At 50.9% G+C, this 17,288-nt stretch carries 11 protein-coding genes; 8 read left to right on the top strand and 3 right to left on the bottom strand.

Annotated features, from left to right (window positions below; translation table 11 throughout):
* Position 1 precedes the first annotated feature (1 nt).
* The 3 genes from AB5903_RS14215 to AB5903_RS14205 all read right to left on the bottom strand — a co-directional run bounded on the left by AB5903_RS14215 (position 2) and on the right by AB5903_RS14205 (position 5,262).
* Entirely contained in the window at positions 2-2,524 is a 2,523-nt protein-coding gene (locus tag AB5903_RS14215; protein WP_368117958.1) for an ABC transporter permease, read from the bottom strand.
* 207 nt (positions 2,525-2,731) lie between these two features.
* Positions 2,732-3,718 (bottom strand): HlyD family secretion protein, encoded by a 987-nt coding sequence (locus AB5903_RS14210; RefSeq protein ID WP_118207026.1) that lies wholly within the window; start codon positions 3,716-3,718, stop codon positions 2,732-2,734.
* A 134-nt stretch (positions 3,719-3,852) separates the two neighbouring features.
* Entirely contained in the window at positions 3,853-5,262 is a 1,410-nt protein-coding gene (locus tag AB5903_RS14205) for a TolC family protein (protein WP_118207027.1), read from the bottom strand.
* Between the two features lie 101 nt (positions 5,263-5,363).
* On the opposite strand from AB5903_RS14205, the gene AB5903_RS14200 reads away from it, so the two are divergent.
* The 8 genes from AB5903_RS14200 (at position 5,364) to AB5903_RS14165 (ending at position 17,283) form a co-directional block, all read left to right on the top strand.
* Complete coding sequence (locus AB5903_RS14200; RefSeq protein ID WP_118207028.1) at positions 5,364-6,362, top strand: site-specific integrase; 999 nt, start codon at positions 5,364-5,366, stop codon at positions 6,360-6,362.
* A 372-nt stretch (positions 6,363-6,734) separates the two neighbouring features.
* Complete coding sequence (locus tag AB5903_RS14195; RefSeq protein ID WP_272710911.1) at positions 6,735-8,771, top strand: leucine-rich repeat domain-containing protein; 2,037 nt, start codon at positions 6,735-6,737, stop codon at positions 8,769-8,771.
* An 85-nt stretch (positions 8,772-8,856) separates the two neighbouring features.
* Positions 8,857-9,642, top strand: coding sequence for a DNA-binding domain-containing protein (locus AB5903_RS14190; RefSeq protein WP_117741397.1), 786 nt, complete (start codon positions 8,857-8,859; stop codon positions 9,640-9,642).
* A 319-nt stretch (positions 9,643-9,961) separates the two neighbouring features.
* On the top strand, positions 9,962-11,068 hold the full coding sequence (locus AB5903_RS14185) for an isochorismate synthase (protein WP_368117957.1): 1,107 nt from the start codon (positions 9,962-9,964) through the stop codon (positions 11,066-11,068).
* 32 nt (positions 11,069-11,100) lie between these two features.
* A complete protein-coding gene (gene menD, locus AB5903_RS14180) occupies positions 11,101-12,762 on the top strand; it encodes a 2-succinyl-5-enolpyruvyl-6-hydroxy-3-cyclohexene-1-carboxylic-acid synthase (RefSeq protein ID WP_368117956.1) in 1,662 nt (553 codons plus the stop codon).
* 10 nt (positions 12,763-12,772) lie between these two features.
* Entirely contained in the window at positions 12,773-13,597 is an 825-nt protein-coding gene (menB, locus tag AB5903_RS14175; RefSeq protein ID WP_016662804.1) for a 1,4-dihydroxy-2-naphthoyl-CoA synthase, read from the top strand.
* A gap of 8 nt (positions 13,598-13,605) precedes the next feature.
* A complete protein-coding gene (locus tag AB5903_RS14170; RefSeq protein ID WP_195657956.1) occupies positions 13,606-14,640 on the top strand; it encodes an o-succinylbenzoate synthase in 1,035 nt (344 codons plus the stop codon).
* Positions 14,641-14,649: 9 nt separating this feature from the next.
* Positions 14,650-17,283, top strand: a complete 2,634-nt coding sequence (locus tag AB5903_RS14165) for a cobyric acid synthase (RefSeq protein ID WP_195657955.1) — start codon at positions 14,650-14,652, stop codon at positions 17,281-17,283.
* Positions 17,284-17,288: the final 5 nt, after the last annotated feature.

The raw sequence follows: 17,288 nt of genomic DNA, 5'->3' as shown, positions 1-17,288 counted from the left end.
TTTAATTCCATAAGCTATGAATTTGGAGACAAAGATAACAATTTATAAATTTACCCCTCAGGTTTTTACATTGACCCGTCTTTATGTTACTTCGTTTATAGACTCTCCTTGTAGTGTACACCGCCCACGCACCGTATATGATTACTTGTATCCACAGCGTCAGCATCTGAGGCCAGATGTCGGCAAGGCTGCCGCCCATTGAATTTAATTTTACGAAAGCGAGTACTGCGGGGGCCACAGGGAAGACGTAATGCGCCGCTTGCCAGTACCAGGGCATCAGTTCCAGCGGGTAAGACACGCCGGAAAGGAAGATGTAACCCACAGAAAAGAAGGCTATCATCAGCAGTGGGGCTTCGGAGTCGGTAAACCAGCGGGACACGGCAAGCGCAAAGAAACTCGTGGCAAGCAGGAAAGGAATCATCATAGTGACAATGTCCCAACCGCTTCCTATATTGGGAATGCTGAAAATATGCGGCAGCAGTCCCAACAGGAACATGGAGAACACAACATACAGCATTACATATACGAAGGTTCTTCCCGATACGATGCACAGCATATCTTTCAGGGAACGGGCTTTCATGCTGTAAACGCCTTCCCGCTGCTGTTCTGCTTCTTCGCCGGTAAGCATGGCAATCACCATCAGCATTGTCTGGAAGATGATGACAATCATTACGGCGGGAATCAGGTAAGAACCGTATCCTTCGGTGTAATTGTAAAGGGCCGTTCCCGATACGTTGACGGGAGTGGACGACGCAACGGTCAACAGACCTTGCGGCGGCAGGAATACTGTTCCGGCACGCCGGTGGGCATCGTTTACGGCAAGCATCACGCGCGAGCTTGCTTCTTGCAATCCCTTGAAGTTGAGGAATGCGTCCGTGGCGGCATACAGGGTGAATACGGAAGTCTCGCCGCGCGCTACACGCGTCTCGAAGTCGGAAGGGATGTAGAGTATACCGGTAACCTCGCCTTTTTTCATCCACTCGCGGGCTTCGAGGATATCGGGTGTTTGGGCATAGACCGAAGTCTGCGGGGCGGCATCCAGCCATCGTACGTACTCCCGGCTGAGTGTGGAGTGGGAGAGGTCTACTACGGCAACCGGTGCTTTGCGTACCAGATTGGGAGCATACATATAGTTGTAGAGTAAGCCATAAAGGAAGATTCCCCCTGCCAGCACCAGCAGGATGGCGGGATTGGTGGCAATGGCTTTCCATTCGTGGCGGATGACATTGCTCAGGGATGCTTCCGTGCCGGGCGATGTACCGGATGATATACCGGACTGTATATCGGTCGCTGCAATGCCGGACAATGCTTTGTCTCCGATATGGAGAGTTTCTTCGCTTTCCTTCATCCTCAGTATCCACCACTTCAATAAAGGCAGAATCAGTATGGCCAGCAGCAGGAATACCAGTAGTACAGTCACCGATTGCCAGAAATAAGCAAATCCCGCATCGAAATAAATCATAGCCTGTGCCGCTTCGGTGAAGTGCCGTACCGGAAACAGGTAGGACGCCGCATGCACCGGTGCATACATTGCCGTTACCGGAAATGTCACTCCCGACAGTGTAGCTCCCAAAGAGCCTACCATTGACACCACGCTGATGATATAGGCTATCTTGGGAAAGATAGAGAATATCAGCACCGCCAATGCCTGCGTAGCCATGATAAACAGTACCGTTACGATGTTCATCAGCCACAAGCTGCCTTGAAACGGTATGTTCATCAGCCCGAACAACATGTAGTTTGCCAGTATGCCTATAACGGAGAACATAACGGTGTAGGGCAACAGCTTTCCTGCGACGGCAGTCAGCATATCGGCATTCCGCAGATTAGCCGGGTCTTTTCCTGCGGGTGTGGCAGCTCCCATCCATTCTTGCGTTGTCCCGAACTTGAATTCGCTGCCTATGGCATATACCGTTACAAGTAGAATCAGTATCTGGAATAGAACGAAGAAAAACGGCTGGCTCAGATAGATAGAGTAATCCATATCCGGATTATAAAGCGGATGCGTATTGGCTTCTACCGGAAGAAGGAACGTCTGTATCTGTTCCTGCCCCACACCCAATGCTTCAGCCTGTACAACGATGGGCGACAGTGCTACGGGGGCGAGTGTGGTTTCAAATGCTGCCATCAGTTCGCTTCCTACCGAAAGAAGGGCGTAATGGTAATAGTAAGTCAGCGTTGCACCCGTCCCGCTGACTGTTTTCTGCTCAAACTGCGGCGGGATGGACAAGTAGCCGTATATCTCCTTCCGTTGCAATGCCTGTCGTGCAGAGGCTTCGTCCGTAAAGTGCTCCGTAACCCGGAAAGTAGGTGTGGCGGCAATGCGCCGTGCTATGGTACGTGAGGCTGCCGTATTATCTTGGTCTACAATGCCGATAGGAATATTCTCCATCTGTCCGTTTCCGAAAATGGTAGCCATAAAGAACAGGCAGAACAAGGGCAGGAGGATGCACACGCCGAAATAGAGACGGCGTGAGGTGATACGGTGACATTCGCGGAAGAGGACATTATATAATAAGTTCATAATAAGAAATTTGTATGGTGAGATGATTGGCGCTTCAACTCTGAACGGTATCTATTGGGGTGATGACAGACTTTTTTCAAATAGGGTGATGACGGATTTTTTAGACATAAGAACAAATAAGAAAACATTAGCATATGTTATAATCATGAATATGTTCTTTTGTTCTTATGCCTAAAAAAGGATTGTCCGGTTTCCCTTCTTTCCTTTTTATACTTTATTTACGATTGCCGACATTCCCGGTCTAAGCCCTTCCACCGCTTGTACAGGTCGTGCATGTATCTCGAACGTCTGCATATCGTAACTGCCTGTCTGCTTGGTCGATTTCCAAGTGGCGAAACTTCCCAGCGGACTGATGTAATAGATGCGGAACTCTATGTCTTTCTTGCCGAGGGCAGGAATGTCCGCTTTGAAAGTGCCGCCCATTTTGAACTGTGGCATCAGGTCTTCCCGGATGTTCAGGACTACGTGTGCATCGCTCATCACCACCAGGCTCATGATAGGCGTGCCCGGAGCCACCAGCTCGCCGCGCTTGGGAAAGATAGTGGCTATCTGTCCGTCTTCGGGAGCAGTGAGCCTGGAGTCTATAAGAAGGGCGGAAACTTCATCCACCGTGCTGCGTGCGGCATCTACAAGGCTACGTGCGGCTGCGCGGTCTTCGCTTTGCGCGCCGTCCACAGCCATTTGATATTGCTGGTATGCCGCGCGTTCGGCAGCTTGTGCGGCTTTGTACATGGCTTCTACTTCGTCCTTTCGTTGCGAAGTAACCACACTGTCTTTATAAAGGGTGAGGATGCGCTGATAGGTGGTTTGGGCAAGCGTCAGGTCGCTTTGCGTCTTATTCCAAAGCTGCAAGGCTGTAGCGATAATCTGCCTGCGCGTTCCGGCATCAATCTTTTTGTTCTGTTCCTGCGCCACCTGTTCCAAAGCATTTACCTGACGGTATTTGGCTTCGATAGTGGGACTGTTGATGACAACGAGCGTGTCACCCGCTTTTACCCAATCTCCCTCTTGTACGAGGAAAGAATCTACACGCCCCGGCAGTTTTCCGCTGATGCGTATCTCCGTGGCTTCTACCTGCCCTTGCAGCACCATTGGCTGCCGGCTCATAAGTGACATTCCGATAACCGATACTCCTACGGTAACGATTAATACGACGATGAATGCGATGCTGATGGTTTTGTTGCTGATATTCATTTAATTTAAGTATAAACTATAAAGTACGGTGTATCCAAATACACTTGATGTTTCTTTTTAGGCACGGATTATACGGAATAAGGAAAATCTGAGTTTTCCGTGTAATCCTCATTGCACAGCCTGTTTCTCAATTTTTAATTCTCAACTCTCAAATTACTAAGTTTCCCGAATTCTTCCGGCGTGCCGCAAAGCGCCAGCAGATTCATCAACGCCACGTCATACTCGTAATAGGCTGCCAGTCGGGCCACGCGTACGGTTGCCAGCATCGTTTCTGAATCTATTACTTCGGTGCTTGTTGCCATGCCTTCAGTGAACGATTTCTTGCGGATGCGCACTAACTCTTCGCTCAGTTCGATGGTTGTGTTCAGGGCACGAACATTATCCTGTGCTTTCTGCATCTGCGTGTAGAGTTTGTCGATGCCCACACTTAAATCGTCTTTAGCTTTTTCCTGCCCTATGGAGAGGGTCTGTTGGGCTATCTTGGATTGGCGTATCCGTTTCTCCCGTGCCAGACCGTCAAAGAGATTCCAGGTGAATCCTACCCCTATCATGGTGCGGGGGACGAGGTTGCTTTGGATGCCGTGGGCATATAGCGTCTGCTTGCCGAATACGGCGATGTCCGGCAGGTAGCCGCTCTGTTCGATACGGAGCTGTTGTTTGGCTATATGCGATTGCAACTGCAATTGGTTAACGGTATAGTTCTCGGTTTGCATGGTTTGCAGGAACTCCTCTTTTGCAGGCAGCACGGCGTTTATGAAAAGCGGGGAAACGGGTTGTATGCTGCAAGTATCCGTTATGTTGAGCAACGTACGCAAAGCGTTTTGTAGAACGGCTGCTTCCTTTTGTGAGGCTTCCAGCGAGCGTTGCGCTTCGTCCATGTTCACTTGCGCAAAGAGGCGTCCGGCCTTGTCTATCATTCCGGCGGCTTCCAGTTTCAAGGCATTTTCGTAATGACGTTTCAGGCTGTTGTAGGTGTCTTGGCGTACGCGCACCACTTCTTGTGCCAGGCGCAGTCCGAAATAACTTTCCGCCAAGAGGACGCGCTGTGTGGCGTCTGTCTGTTCGCGGTTCTCGCGGGCGATGTCAATCATTGCGTTTCCTATCTTGCCGGCACGGATGCGCTTTCCGCCGGAAAACACGATCCATTCGGCGGTCAGACCTACCGTACTGAGGTTACGGGGTGCGAGCGGAAAGGCGAGGGTGTGGCTGCCTATCTGGTCGAGGATACTGCTGATAAATTGGTCGTCCGGTACGAGGTTGTGGACAAAGTCTTTGGCAGGGTCGGTAAATTGCGACAACGGTTGCTTCACTTCTATCTTTTCGGACAGGTGTACGAATGTGCCTGCACCTTGCAGGCTCGGATACCAAAGGGCGTTCAGTTTGTCACGTTCCGTCCGTGCGGTCTCGATACCCTTGTCGGCTATCTTCAGGCTTCGGTTTCCCTGCTGCATCTGCCGAAGGGCATCATCGAAGCTCAGGGAGAGGATTTGCGCTGTTGCGGAAACACTTGCTCCCAAGAAGATGATGAGTAAGATTTGTTTCATATATTAAGTTTTTCGTTTAGGTTGGAATAATAGTCTTTCAAACACTCTTTGCGAAAGATTGTTCGTTCGTATATTGCGTAAAAAACTAATAAAGCAGATTTATGAATGAAGTAGAAACAAAAGATGTGGGCACAACGGATTTGTCTGCCTACATGATGAAAGTGATTGAAGAACTAAGGCGTGACAGGAAGCCGCCGGCAGTACATATCTATGCCTGTACGCTCCGCTCCTTCATCCGCTTCTCCTGCAGCGGGGAGGAGGAGTGCTCCATGCCGATGCAGGAAGTCTTCACACCCGGTCGCCTGAAAGAGTACGAACAGTGGATGTTGCTCCGTAAACTGACGCAGAACACCATATCCACCTACATGCGTACTTTGCGTGCCGTTTACAACCGTTGGATGCCGCCCGGTACGGCGGAACACAATCCGCGACTCTTCGACGATGTCTATACCGGTGTGGTGTCGCAGACCAAGCGTGCGCTCACTGCCCGCCAGATGGAAAAGTTGCTGGAAGCCGACCTTTCTGGTCTTTCTCCACAGCAGCAGGCGGTACTTGCTTATTTTCTGCTGATGTTCTTGCTCCGCGGCATGCCTTTCATAGACCTTGCCCATTTGCGCAAGCGCGATATGCAGGATGGCAGGATAACCTACAGCCGTCATAAGACGGATAAGCCGATAACGGTACGCATTCCCCGTGAGGCTCTTGTGCTGATAGCGAAGTACGCCGACAGGCATTCCGCCTCGCCCTACCTTTTCCCCATACTCGATGCGAGGATACGGGACAGCTGGCAGTCGTACCGCAATTATCAGGATGCCCTTCGGCATTTCAATCGCAAGTTGGGGCAGGTGATGAGCCGCTTGCTGCCCGGTGTACGGGTCAGCTCATACACGGCCCGACACACATGGGCTACACTTGCTTTCCATAGCGGACAGCCGGTGGGAATTATCAGTCAGGCTTTGGGACATTCGTCCCTGCGGGTGACGGAAACCTATCTCAAGCCTTTCGGCAATGAGCTGGTCGATAAGGCAAACAGGCAACTGATAGCTTCCGTTAGAAAATGTAAATGGAAAAATGAAACAGAATATAGGGCAGGATTATAAGCCGGAATTACTTATCAAGTAACGGTGTTGTTAACGTTGTAAATATATGCTAAATTTTACCAAATGCCAATTAATTGTTAGAAAAAGTTTAATTAAATCTTGTATTTAGTCCTGAAGCCCGCAAATCCCACCTTATATAATATATATTGCCCCGTTCGTATTCCGTATAAGATATACGAACCCCTTTCCCCGCTTCGGATGTAAAAGCGGAGCCGAAGCTTCGATGGTTGAAAGATAGGAATTATAGCGGTGGTAACGGTTGGTTTATGTGTAGGTTCCATAAACTGCACAGTCTTCTTTCCGGTGTCCGACCGTTACTTGATAAGTAATCTACAATCAATTCCCATATTTATTAATTAAAAGACAATCAACATGAAGAAGACTAAATTTTATGCACTGTTGTTCTTTCTGACAGTAGCAATGTCCGGATGTGATAACGAGTACGATGACACCGGTATCCGCACACAGATTGCCGAAGTCACAGACCAGGTGAAAGCCTTGCAGACCTTGACCGAAGCTTTGCAAAACCGTGATTACATTCTTTCGGTAGTACCCACTACCGTGGAAGGAGTACCCGGTTACCTCATCACTTTTGCCCAGGCAGAGCCGGTAACCATTCTTTGCGGAACTTCTGTAATTGCTGCGGTGGATACTTCACATGGCGATTACGTGGTCTTTACGCTTGCCGACGGAACAACGACCATTACACTGCCCCGAAGCAATGCCGTCACCATCGGACTCGACGGTTACGATGTATTATATTGTACCGCTTCCAGCCTGGATATCCCATTGCTGTTTCCCTCTACCTTGAAATCTGGTGATTATACATCCATTGCAGCTACCGTCACCAACGATAACGGTACGGGGACGGATATACAAACCCGTGCTTCTGCCGATACGAACGGTGTTTGGAAGGTGGACATAATCCAACCGGCTTTTGGTGATGACGGAATGATTATTCCCAACAGCTCCAAAGTTACGCTTACTCCGCCAAAACATGTAAAGCTTTCCGATACCGCTATTCTGAAAGTGACGTTGGTAGATAAGAAAGGTATGGAGACAACCGTTACACGTCCCATTAAGTATTCCACTGTTGCTGCTGTAACCTCTACTGTCGGAAATCTGAGCAGTGTAGCTACCGATGCAGAGATGACTGCACTTGCCATAAAAGGCAGTGTGGATGCTACCGACCTTGCCTATATCCGCAATACCCTTACCAAACTCGAGGTGCTCGACCTCTCCATGACGGATATGGTTACCCTTCCCGGTTGGGGATTGGGCTTTCATCCGGATGACGGGTATCAGCCTAATACAACATTGAAAGAAGTGATGCTTCCCGCAAGCCTTGTTACCATTGGTAAATCTGCATTCCTCAATTGCCGGGCATTGGATTATGTCGATACCGGCAATGCTGAAACAATCACCGAATATGCCTTTGAAGGATGTAGTAACCTGCGTGAGGTCATCCTGTCCGAAAAACTAAAAACGGTAGGTAATTGTGTTTTTAGAAATTGTGTTTCCTTGTCGTTGATTGATATTCCGGGAAGTGTGGAAACACTGGGCCGTTGGGTATTCGAGAACTGCGGAAACCTGCAGAGTGTTGTCTTGCACGAAGGTGTACAATCCTTGTCTGAAAGCACTTTCTACGGATGCGGCCTCCGTTCTGTCAGCATCCCCTCTACCGTGACTGCCATCCCCAATTGGACTTTTCAAGACTGCAAGTATCTGGAGCATGTGAACTGGCACGACGGCATTACCTCAATAGGTGAGGCGGCTTTTAACCGTTGCACTTCGCTCCGGAACATAAGGATTCCTGCCGGAGTGACCTCCATAGCGGATGATACGTTCTATGGTTGCACTTCACTTCATTCCGTAGGCTTCCACGATAATATAACCCGTATAGGTGTCAATGCGTTTGATAAATGTTACGCTTTGACCTTGGAAGAAACAAATCAGGATAACCCCTATAATCTGCCTGTCAGCCTGACTACGCTTGGAGAATGTGCTTTTCAGAATTGTACCGGCATTACACGTGTGTGCTTGCCGGAAGGTGTTACCGTCGTACCGAGATATGCCTTTAACGGATGTACCAAATTAAATGGCGTTGTACTTTCCAAACAGACTGCAACGATAGAAGATTGGGCTTTTGCGGGTACGGCACTGACCGGAATCTCCCTCCCGGCAACGGTCACCTCTTTAGGAGACAATGTATTCCACAACTGTTCGGAACTGATAGGTGTGCAGAGCTATCCGACAACCGCACCGGCTATTACCGCCACTACTTTCAGCCATGATAAGGGCACTATCAAAGAGCAGTGCCGGTTGTTTGTTCTTCCCACTGCATCATCGGCATACGATAGCTGGAAAAATTACTTTAAAGCAGTAGTTGCTGACTTGACTGTACAATAATAATCGTCTTCCGGTTTGCCTTTCCCGGTCGGCATCATTCGGAGAAAAAGTGCTTTTTATTAATTCCATAAAACAAATCAAAATTATGGCAGAAAATATCAAATATCAGATCAATGGCCAGTTGGCCGACAATACCGTTACGGTGGACAACAAGGAAGACATGATTCTTGTCCCCGTCAGCATCGGCAGTGCAAACGAGGCACGTATCATCGCCGAGATGAAAGCCGAGGACTCAGGTCTGCGCGAGGAGACCATCAAGCACGTATTCGAATTGGAGAAACGTGTTATCAAACGCCTGCTCATGAGCGGCTACAACGTGAATACGGGTCTTTACTACGCCAGCGTCAGCTTTCGCGGTGTCATAGAGAACTCGCAATGGAATCCCGCAAAGAACTCTATCGTGGTGAATTTCAATGTAGGAGCGGATTTGCGCCAGGCAATAAAGAATACTACCGTAGGCATCATCGGCGAGAAGGGTGCAGCCATGTTCGTTACAGGCGTACAGGATGCCGCCACCCGTGCACAGGATGCCAGCGCCACCGCAGGACGAGCTTTCACCCTCACAGGCGGTAAACTGAAAATAGCCGGTACGGACCCCTCAGTAGGCATCACTCTGACCGATTCTTCCGGTGCGGAAACAAAAATAACGGAAGACCTCTACGTCGTGAACGACCCGTCCCGACTGACGTTCATCATCCCCGCAGGCCTTGCCGACGGCACGTATGAACTGAAAGTGACGACGCAATTCTCCGGTTCCGGTTCCAAATTGCTGAAAACCCCGCATAGCGCCGCCAAAACCATTTATATCGGCAAAGCGCCCGAAGGCGGAGGCGGTTCGTCCGGCGGTGAAGAAGAAAATCCTCTCGGATAAACAAGAGTTGGTATGCAGCCACGCTGCACAGTACTGTGCAGTATGACTGCATAGCCTTGTGCAGGGTAGCTGCATAGAACTGTTCGGGATGGCTGCATAATGCCATCTGTCATTACTCCCGATTATGGTGGGAAACATATAAAAAGTGCTGTTCATAGAATCTTATGGACGGCACTTTTTGTAACTCAATGAAAATACATAAGGAAAGATACTTTCGCTTTCTATCTCTATAAAAAGGATTTTGTATCTTTGTCATCCGAATTAAAACCATGCAGCGTACCTGAACTCTGCAAGTGGTTTTATGCTTTTACAAAAGAAGATGATTGACAAAGAAATAAGTAATCTGAAAACTATTGATACCTTGATCCGGCAGGAACAGCCTTTTGCCGTTTATCGTATTCCCGGTGAGGACACTCCCCGTTTGCTGACACAAGCGTCGGGAAGCGTCCGTCTGTTGTATGATCTTAAAGACTTGGACGGGGCACGCGGTTTCGTCATTGCACCGTTCCGTGCAAGCGAGTCGTGCCCGATTGTGCTGATACAGCCGGAGCAGTGGGGACAGCCTTTGCCGCTTGGCGAGTACGCGGAAGAGGAGCTGGAAGCTTTCCGGTTGCGTCAAGGCAGGGAAACATTTTCAGAAGCTTGCACGGAAGAGTACGAAGCATGCTTCCGGACATTTATAGAAGCCTTGCGCAGCAAGCAGTTTGACAAATTGGTCCTTTCCCGTAAATCCGTCATCGGGCAGTGCCCGGGTTTCTCTCCCTCGGCAGTGTTCCGTGCGGCATACAAGCATTATATTCATTCTTATATATACTTATGCTATACGCCCCGGACAGGTGTCTGGATGGGTAGTACCCCTGAGATTATCTTATCCGGGGAGAAAAACGAGTGGAGCACCGTGGCATTGGCGGGAACCCAACCTTTGCAGGATGGCAGACTGCCGCAGGAATGGGGCGAGAAGAACCGGCAGGAGCAGGACTATGTGGCGTCTTATATCCGTCGGCAGCTCCTGTCATCGGGCATTCATCCCACGGAGAGCGGTCCGTATCCCGCTTATGCCGGAGCACTGTCGCACCTGAAAACGAGTTTCCGTTTCACCTTGAAAGATAACAACCGTTTGGGAAGCCTTCTGGAGCTTCTGCATCCGACCCCTGCCGTGTGCGGTCTGCCGAAAGAGGAGGCATACCGTTTTATACTGGACAACGAAGGGTATGACCGTCGTTATTATTCCGGTTTCATCGGGTGGCTCGACCCTGACGGCAAGACGGATTTATACGTGAACCTGCGGTGCATGCACATCGAAAACGGACAGTTGTCTTTCTATGCCGGCGGCGGACTGCTGGCTTCTTCGGAGCTGAATGACGAATGGCTGGAAACGGAAAAGAAGTTGCAGACCATGAAACGGTTGGTAAGCATGTCCCTATAATCCATAAATCGCTAATCTTTAATCACTGAACCATGTATACAGACAAAAAGAATATACTCCAACTGGCAGCGCTTCTCGAGGCGTACGGAATTACCAGGGTCGTGTTGTGCCCGGGCAGCCGCAATGCCCCCATCGTACATACTTTGTCCAATCACCCGGGCTTTGTTTGCCATGCAATGACGGATGAGCGGAGTGCGGGGTATTTCGCCCTCGGCTTGGCTTTGAATAGCGGCAAGCCTGTTGCGGTGTGCTGTACTTCGGGAACCGCCTTGCTGAATCTCCACCCTGCTGTGGCGGAGGCCTTTTATCAGAAAGTTCCCTTGATAGTCATCTCCGCCGACCGCCCGGCTGCTTGGATAGGGCAGATGGACGGACAGACGCTTCCGCAGCCGGAGGTGTTCCGGTCGCTGGTCAAGAAATCCGTCAACCTTCCCGAAATTCATACGGAGGAGGATGAGTGGTTCTGCAACCGACTGATAAACGAAGCCCTGCTGGAAACCAACCATCACGGAAAAGGACCGGTACATATCAATGTGCCCGTTTCCGAGCCTTTGTTCAATTTCACGACGGAGGCGCTGCCCCAAGTGCGTGTCATCACCCGCTATCAGGGGCTGAATGTCTACGACCGCGATTATAACGAACTCATCGACCGCATGAACAAATACCGGAAGCGGATGATTGTGGTGGGGCAGATGAACCTTATCTACCTGTTTGAAAAGCGGTATACCAAACTGCTGTATAAACATTTTGCATGGCTGACGGAGCATATCGGCAACCGGACGGTTCCGGGCATTCCCGTGAAGAATTTCGATGCGGCGCTCTATGCCATGCCCGAAGAGAAAATGGACCAGATGGCTCCCGAACTGCTGATTACTTACGGGGGGCATATCGTATCCAAACGGTTGAAAAAGTACCTTCGCCGGCATCCGCCCAAAGAGCACTGGCATGTGTCGCCGGATGGCGAGGTGACCGACCTTTACGGCTCCTTGACCACCGTTATAGAAATGGACCCGTTTGAGTTTCTGGAAAAGATAGCGGCCCTGCTTGAAACCCGGACTCCCGAATATCCCCGCATCTGGGAAGACTACTGCAAGGCTGTTCCCGAACCGGAGTTCGCTTATTCGGAGATGGCGGCAGTGGGGGCGTTGATAAAGTCCTTGCCGGAAGCATCGGTACTGCATCTGGCAAACAGTTCGGTGGTGCGTTATGCCCAGTTGTATGCCGTTTCGCCCACCGTAGAGGTTTGCTGCAACCGGGGAACCAGCGGCATCGAAGGTTCGCTTTCCACGGCTGTGGGGTATGCGGCGGCGTCTGACAAGCTGAACTTCGTTGCTATCGGAGATTTGAGCTTCTTTTACGATATGAATGCGTTGTGGAATGCCAATATCGGTCCCAACCTGCGCATCCTTTTACTGAATAACGGCGGCGGAGAAATCTTTCATACATTGCCGGGACTCGACATGTCGGAGTCTTCGCATAAGTTTATCACAGCGGTTCACAAGACTTCGGCCAAAGGCTGGGCGGAAGAGCGGGGATTCCTTTACCTGCGTGCGGAGAACGGCGGACAGTTGGCTGAGGCTATGAGGTCCTTCACCAGTTCGGAGGCGGCGGAGCGCCCCATCTTGCTGGAAGTGTTTACCGACAAGGACGAAGACACCCGTATGTTGAAGAATTATTATCATCAATTAAAATAGAATACAGATTATGCAGACAAAAAGAGAATGGACAACCATCCGGGAATATGAAGATATTCTTTTTGAATACTATAACGGAATTGCCCGTATCACCATCAACCGCGAACGCTACCGCAATGCGTTTACTCCGACCACTACCGCCGAAATGAGCGATGCCTTGCGCATCTGCCGTGAGGAAGCGGATATTGATGTGATTGTCATTACCGGAGCGGGCGACAAGGCTTTCTGCTCCGGAGGCGACCAGAATGTGAAAGGACGCGGCGGGTATATCGGTAAGGACGGCGTTCCCCGTTTGAGCGTATTGGACGTGCAGAAGCAAATCCGCAGCATCCCGAAACCCGTGATTGCCGCCGTAAACGGTTTTGCCATCGGTGGCGGACACGTGCTGCATGTGGTGTGCGACTTGTCCATCGCTTCCGAGAACGCTATCTTCGGCCAGACAGGTCCCCGTGTGGGAAGTTTCGATGCCGGATTCGGCGCATCTTACCTGGCTCGTGTGGTAGGTCAGAAGAAAGCGCGTGAAATCTGGTTCCTTTGCCGGAAATACAATGCGCAGGAAGCGTTGGAAATGGGATTGGTCAACAAGGTAGTGCCTTTGGAGCAACTGGAAGACGAGTATGTGCAATGGGCGGAAGAGATGATGCAGCTCAGTCCGCTGGCTTTGCGCATGATTAAGGCGGGGCTGAATGCGGAACTGGACGGACAGTCGGGCATTCAGGAACTGGCAGGCGACGCTACCTTGCTCTATTATCTGACGGATGAAGCCCAGGAAGGTAAGAACGCATTTCTGGAGAAACGCAAGCCTAACTTCAAGCAGTATCCCAAATTCCCCTGACACCCGTAATGGACTGCAAGATAGAGATTATCCCCCGGTTGCTGCATTTCAAGCAGCCGGCGGGGACTTCCCGCGGGGTGTATACGACCCGGAAAGTGTGGTATCTTCATCTGACCTCTCCCGACTATCCGGGCAGGACGGGAATAGGAGAGTGCGCTCCGCTGCCTGCATTGAGCTGTGACGACCTTCCCGATTACGAGAATATACTTGCCGGGGCTTGCCGGCGGCTGGAACAGTGCGGGGGAGAACTGGATGCGGATGTCTTGCGCGACTATCCGTCCATCCTGTTCGGATTGGAAACGGCGCTCCGTCATCTCCTGACGGGCAGTTGGGCATTGTACGATACGGACTTCTCGCAAGGAAAGGCGGGGATTCCGATAAACGGGCTTATCTGGATGGGCAACTTTGACACGATGCTCTCCCGGATAGAGGAGAAAATGGCAGCCGGTTTCCGTTGCATCAAACTGAAAATTGGTGCTATCGGCTTTGAGGATGAGTTGGCTCTGCTTCGCCATATTCGTGCACATTTCTCTTCCAGGGAGATAGAGTTGCGTGTGGATGCCAACGGCGCTTTCTCTCCGGCTGATGCGATGGAGAAACTGAAACGCCTGTCCGAACTGGAGCTGCACTCCATTGAACAGCCTATCCGTGCGGGGCAGTGGGAGGAAATGGCGCGTCTTGCTGCCGACTCTCCGCTGCCGATAGCCTTGGATGAAGAACTGATAGGCTGCAATACGCCGGAAGGGAAGCGGAAGCTGCTTTCGGCAATCAATCCGCAGTATATTGTTCTCAAACCTTCTTTGCACGGCGGGATATGCGGTGGCAACGAGTGGATTGCCGAAGCGGAAAAACGGCATATCGGCTGGTGGATTACTTCGGCTCTGGAGTCGAATATCGGCCTGAATGCAATAGCCCAATGGTGTGCCACCTTCGATAATCCGCTGCCTCAGGGGCTGGGTACGGGACTGCTTTTTACGGACAACGTGGAAATGCCTCTTGAAGTGAGGAAAGATTGTTTATGGTTTTGTAATGATGATATTTAAAGGTATCCGATGATATTCGACCGACAACGACAGCGTTTGCTGCTGCAAGGAAAGGAGTATACGGCCGGGGATATATCCCGGTTGGTGGCGGAGGGAGCGGAAAACTGCCCGCCCGCCTTGTGGGATTTGTATCTTTTTCTGGAGAAGTGGTTCGATGCCTCTCCGGTTATCACCGTCCATACGTCGGGCTCCACAGGCACGCCGAAAGAGCTGGTGGTGCGCAAAGACCGGATGATGCAGAGCGCCCGCCTCACTTGCGAGTTTCTGAACTTGCAAGCGGGAGATACCGCTTTGCTGTGTATGAACCTTCGTTATATAGGGGCTATGATGGTGGTGGTGCGTTCTTTGGTTGCGGGGCTGAATCTGATAGTGCGTCCTGCTTCCGGCCATCCTCTTTCGGATATAGAAGAGCCGCTGAGATTTGCGGCGATGGTTCCTTTGCAGGTTTATAACACGCTCCGTGTTCCCGAAGAAAAGGAGCGGTTGGAGCAGACGGATATTCTGATTATCGGCGGCGGAGCGGTGGACGACAGTCTGGAGGCGGAAATAAGCGCTCTTCCCACGGCGGTCTATTCTACGTACGGCATGACGGAAACGTTGTCCCATATCGCATTGCGCCGTCTGAATGGAGAGACCGCTTCCAAGCATTATTATCCTTTTCCCTCGGTCGAACTGTCCTTATCCGCTGAAAGTACGCTGGTTATTAAAGCTCCGCTGATTTGCGGGGAGGTCTTGCAGACCAATGACATTGCCTGCCTCTATCCCGATGGAAGTTTTACCATTGCAGGCCGGAAAGATAACGTTATCAATAGCGGCGGAATCAAGATACAGGCAGAGGAAATGGAGAAAAGACTACGGCCGTTTATCCCTGTACCGTTTGTAGTTACTTCTGTTCCCGACCCGCGTTTGGGGCAGGCGCTTACCTTGCTGATTGCCGGACAGGTGGATGTAAGAGAACTGGAGAGTAAGTTGCAGACGGTGCTGGATGCCTATCATCGCCCCAGACATATTTTTATGACAGAATCGATACCGCAAACGGAGAACGGTAAAACAGACCGTGCCGGATGCCGTATATTAGCTCGACAAATGAAAAAACTTCACCCTTTGATGTTTGCCGGAACCGGTAGCGATGTGGGCAAGAGCATTATAGCCGCTGCCTTTTGCCGCATTTTCAGGCAGGACGGATACCGGCCTGCTCCCTTCAAAGCGCAGAATATGGCGCTTAACTCGTATGCCACTCCCGAAGGACTGGAGATAGGACGTGCACAGGCCGTGCAGGCGGAAGCCGCCGGAGTGCCGTGCCATACGGACATGAATCCGTTACTGCTGAAACCCCAGTCGGACCGGACTTCGCAAGTGGTATTGAACGGTAAGCCTATCGGCAGTCGTGGTGCATACGACTATTTCCGCAAGGAAGGACGCGAGGAGTTGCGCAGGGAAGTATGTGCGGCGTATGACCGCCTTGCGCAGAAATATAATCCCATCGTATTGGAAGGTGCGGGCAGCATCTCCGAAATCAACCTGCGCGAGGTAGACCTCGTGAATCTGCCGATGGCAATGTATGCCGGTGCGGACGTGATTCTGGTAGCGGATATAGACCGTGGCGGGGTCTTTGCCAGTGTGTACGGTTCGGTAATGCTGCTTACTCCCGAAGAACGCAAGCATGTAAAAGGTATTCTTATCAATAAATTCCGGGGAGATATACGTCTCTTCGAGTCTGGCGTCAAAATGCTGGAAGAGCTTTGCGGAATTCCGGTGGTTGGGGTGGTTCCTTATTATAAGGATATCTATATTGAGGAAGAGGATTCGCTTGCCCTTGCCACCAAATCATTGCAGGCGGAGCAGGGTAAGGTGAATATAGCTGTGGTTCTGCTGCGCCACCTCAGCAACTTCACGGATTTCAATGTGCTGGAACGTGACCCGCGCGTGCATCTTTTCTATACCAACAACACCGACGAACTGGCGAAGGCGGATATCATCATCCTGCCCGGCAGCAAGAGTACCCTTGCCGACCTCTATGAATTGCGCCGCAACGGAGTGGCGCAAGCCGTCATCCGCGCCCATCGTGAGGGAACTGCCGTGTTGGGCATCTGCGGCGGCTATCAGTTGATGGGGCAGGAAGTGCTCGACCCCGACCACGTGGAAGGGGAGATAGAACGGTTGCCCGGTCTTGGACTGCTGCCCGTAAGTACACGAATGACGGGAGAAAAGGTGACGCGGCAGGTGAACTTCCAACTTCTTGAAAGCTGCCGTACCGTTGTTCCGCAAGGTAACTCTTCCCCCTCAAATTTCAACAACCAACCTTCAGCGTCCCATTTTCAGCTAAAAGGCTACGAGATTCACATGGGTAGTACCGTACCGGTGGAGGGAGCGTCCGCTTCTCCGCTGAACCGGTTGGAAAGCGGGCAATGTGACGGGTATATCGTGGACCGTACGTGCATGGGGACTTACATTCACGGCATTCTCGACAATCCGGAGTTTATCGACTTCCTGCTCGAACCGTTTGCCGGTAAATTGTCGGAAGCAGCGGAAACGTTCAACTACCGGCAGTTTAAGGAAGAGCAGTACGACAAACTCGCCGACCATGTGCGGCAGCATGTCAACCTGCCGCTTATTTACAAGATATTGACGGACAACAATTAAAATCG

Source organism: Bacteroides sp. 2201st1_D9_2201SCRN_220225, assembly GCF_040928965.1.
In the GTDB taxonomy this organism is placed as follows: domain Bacteria; phylum Bacteroidota; class Bacteroidia; order Bacteroidales; family Bacteroidaceae; genus Bacteroides; species Bacteroides stercoris.
The sequence above is the reverse complement of the archived record's forward strand: the minus strand, read 5'-3'. Positions and strand labels throughout refer to the sequence as shown.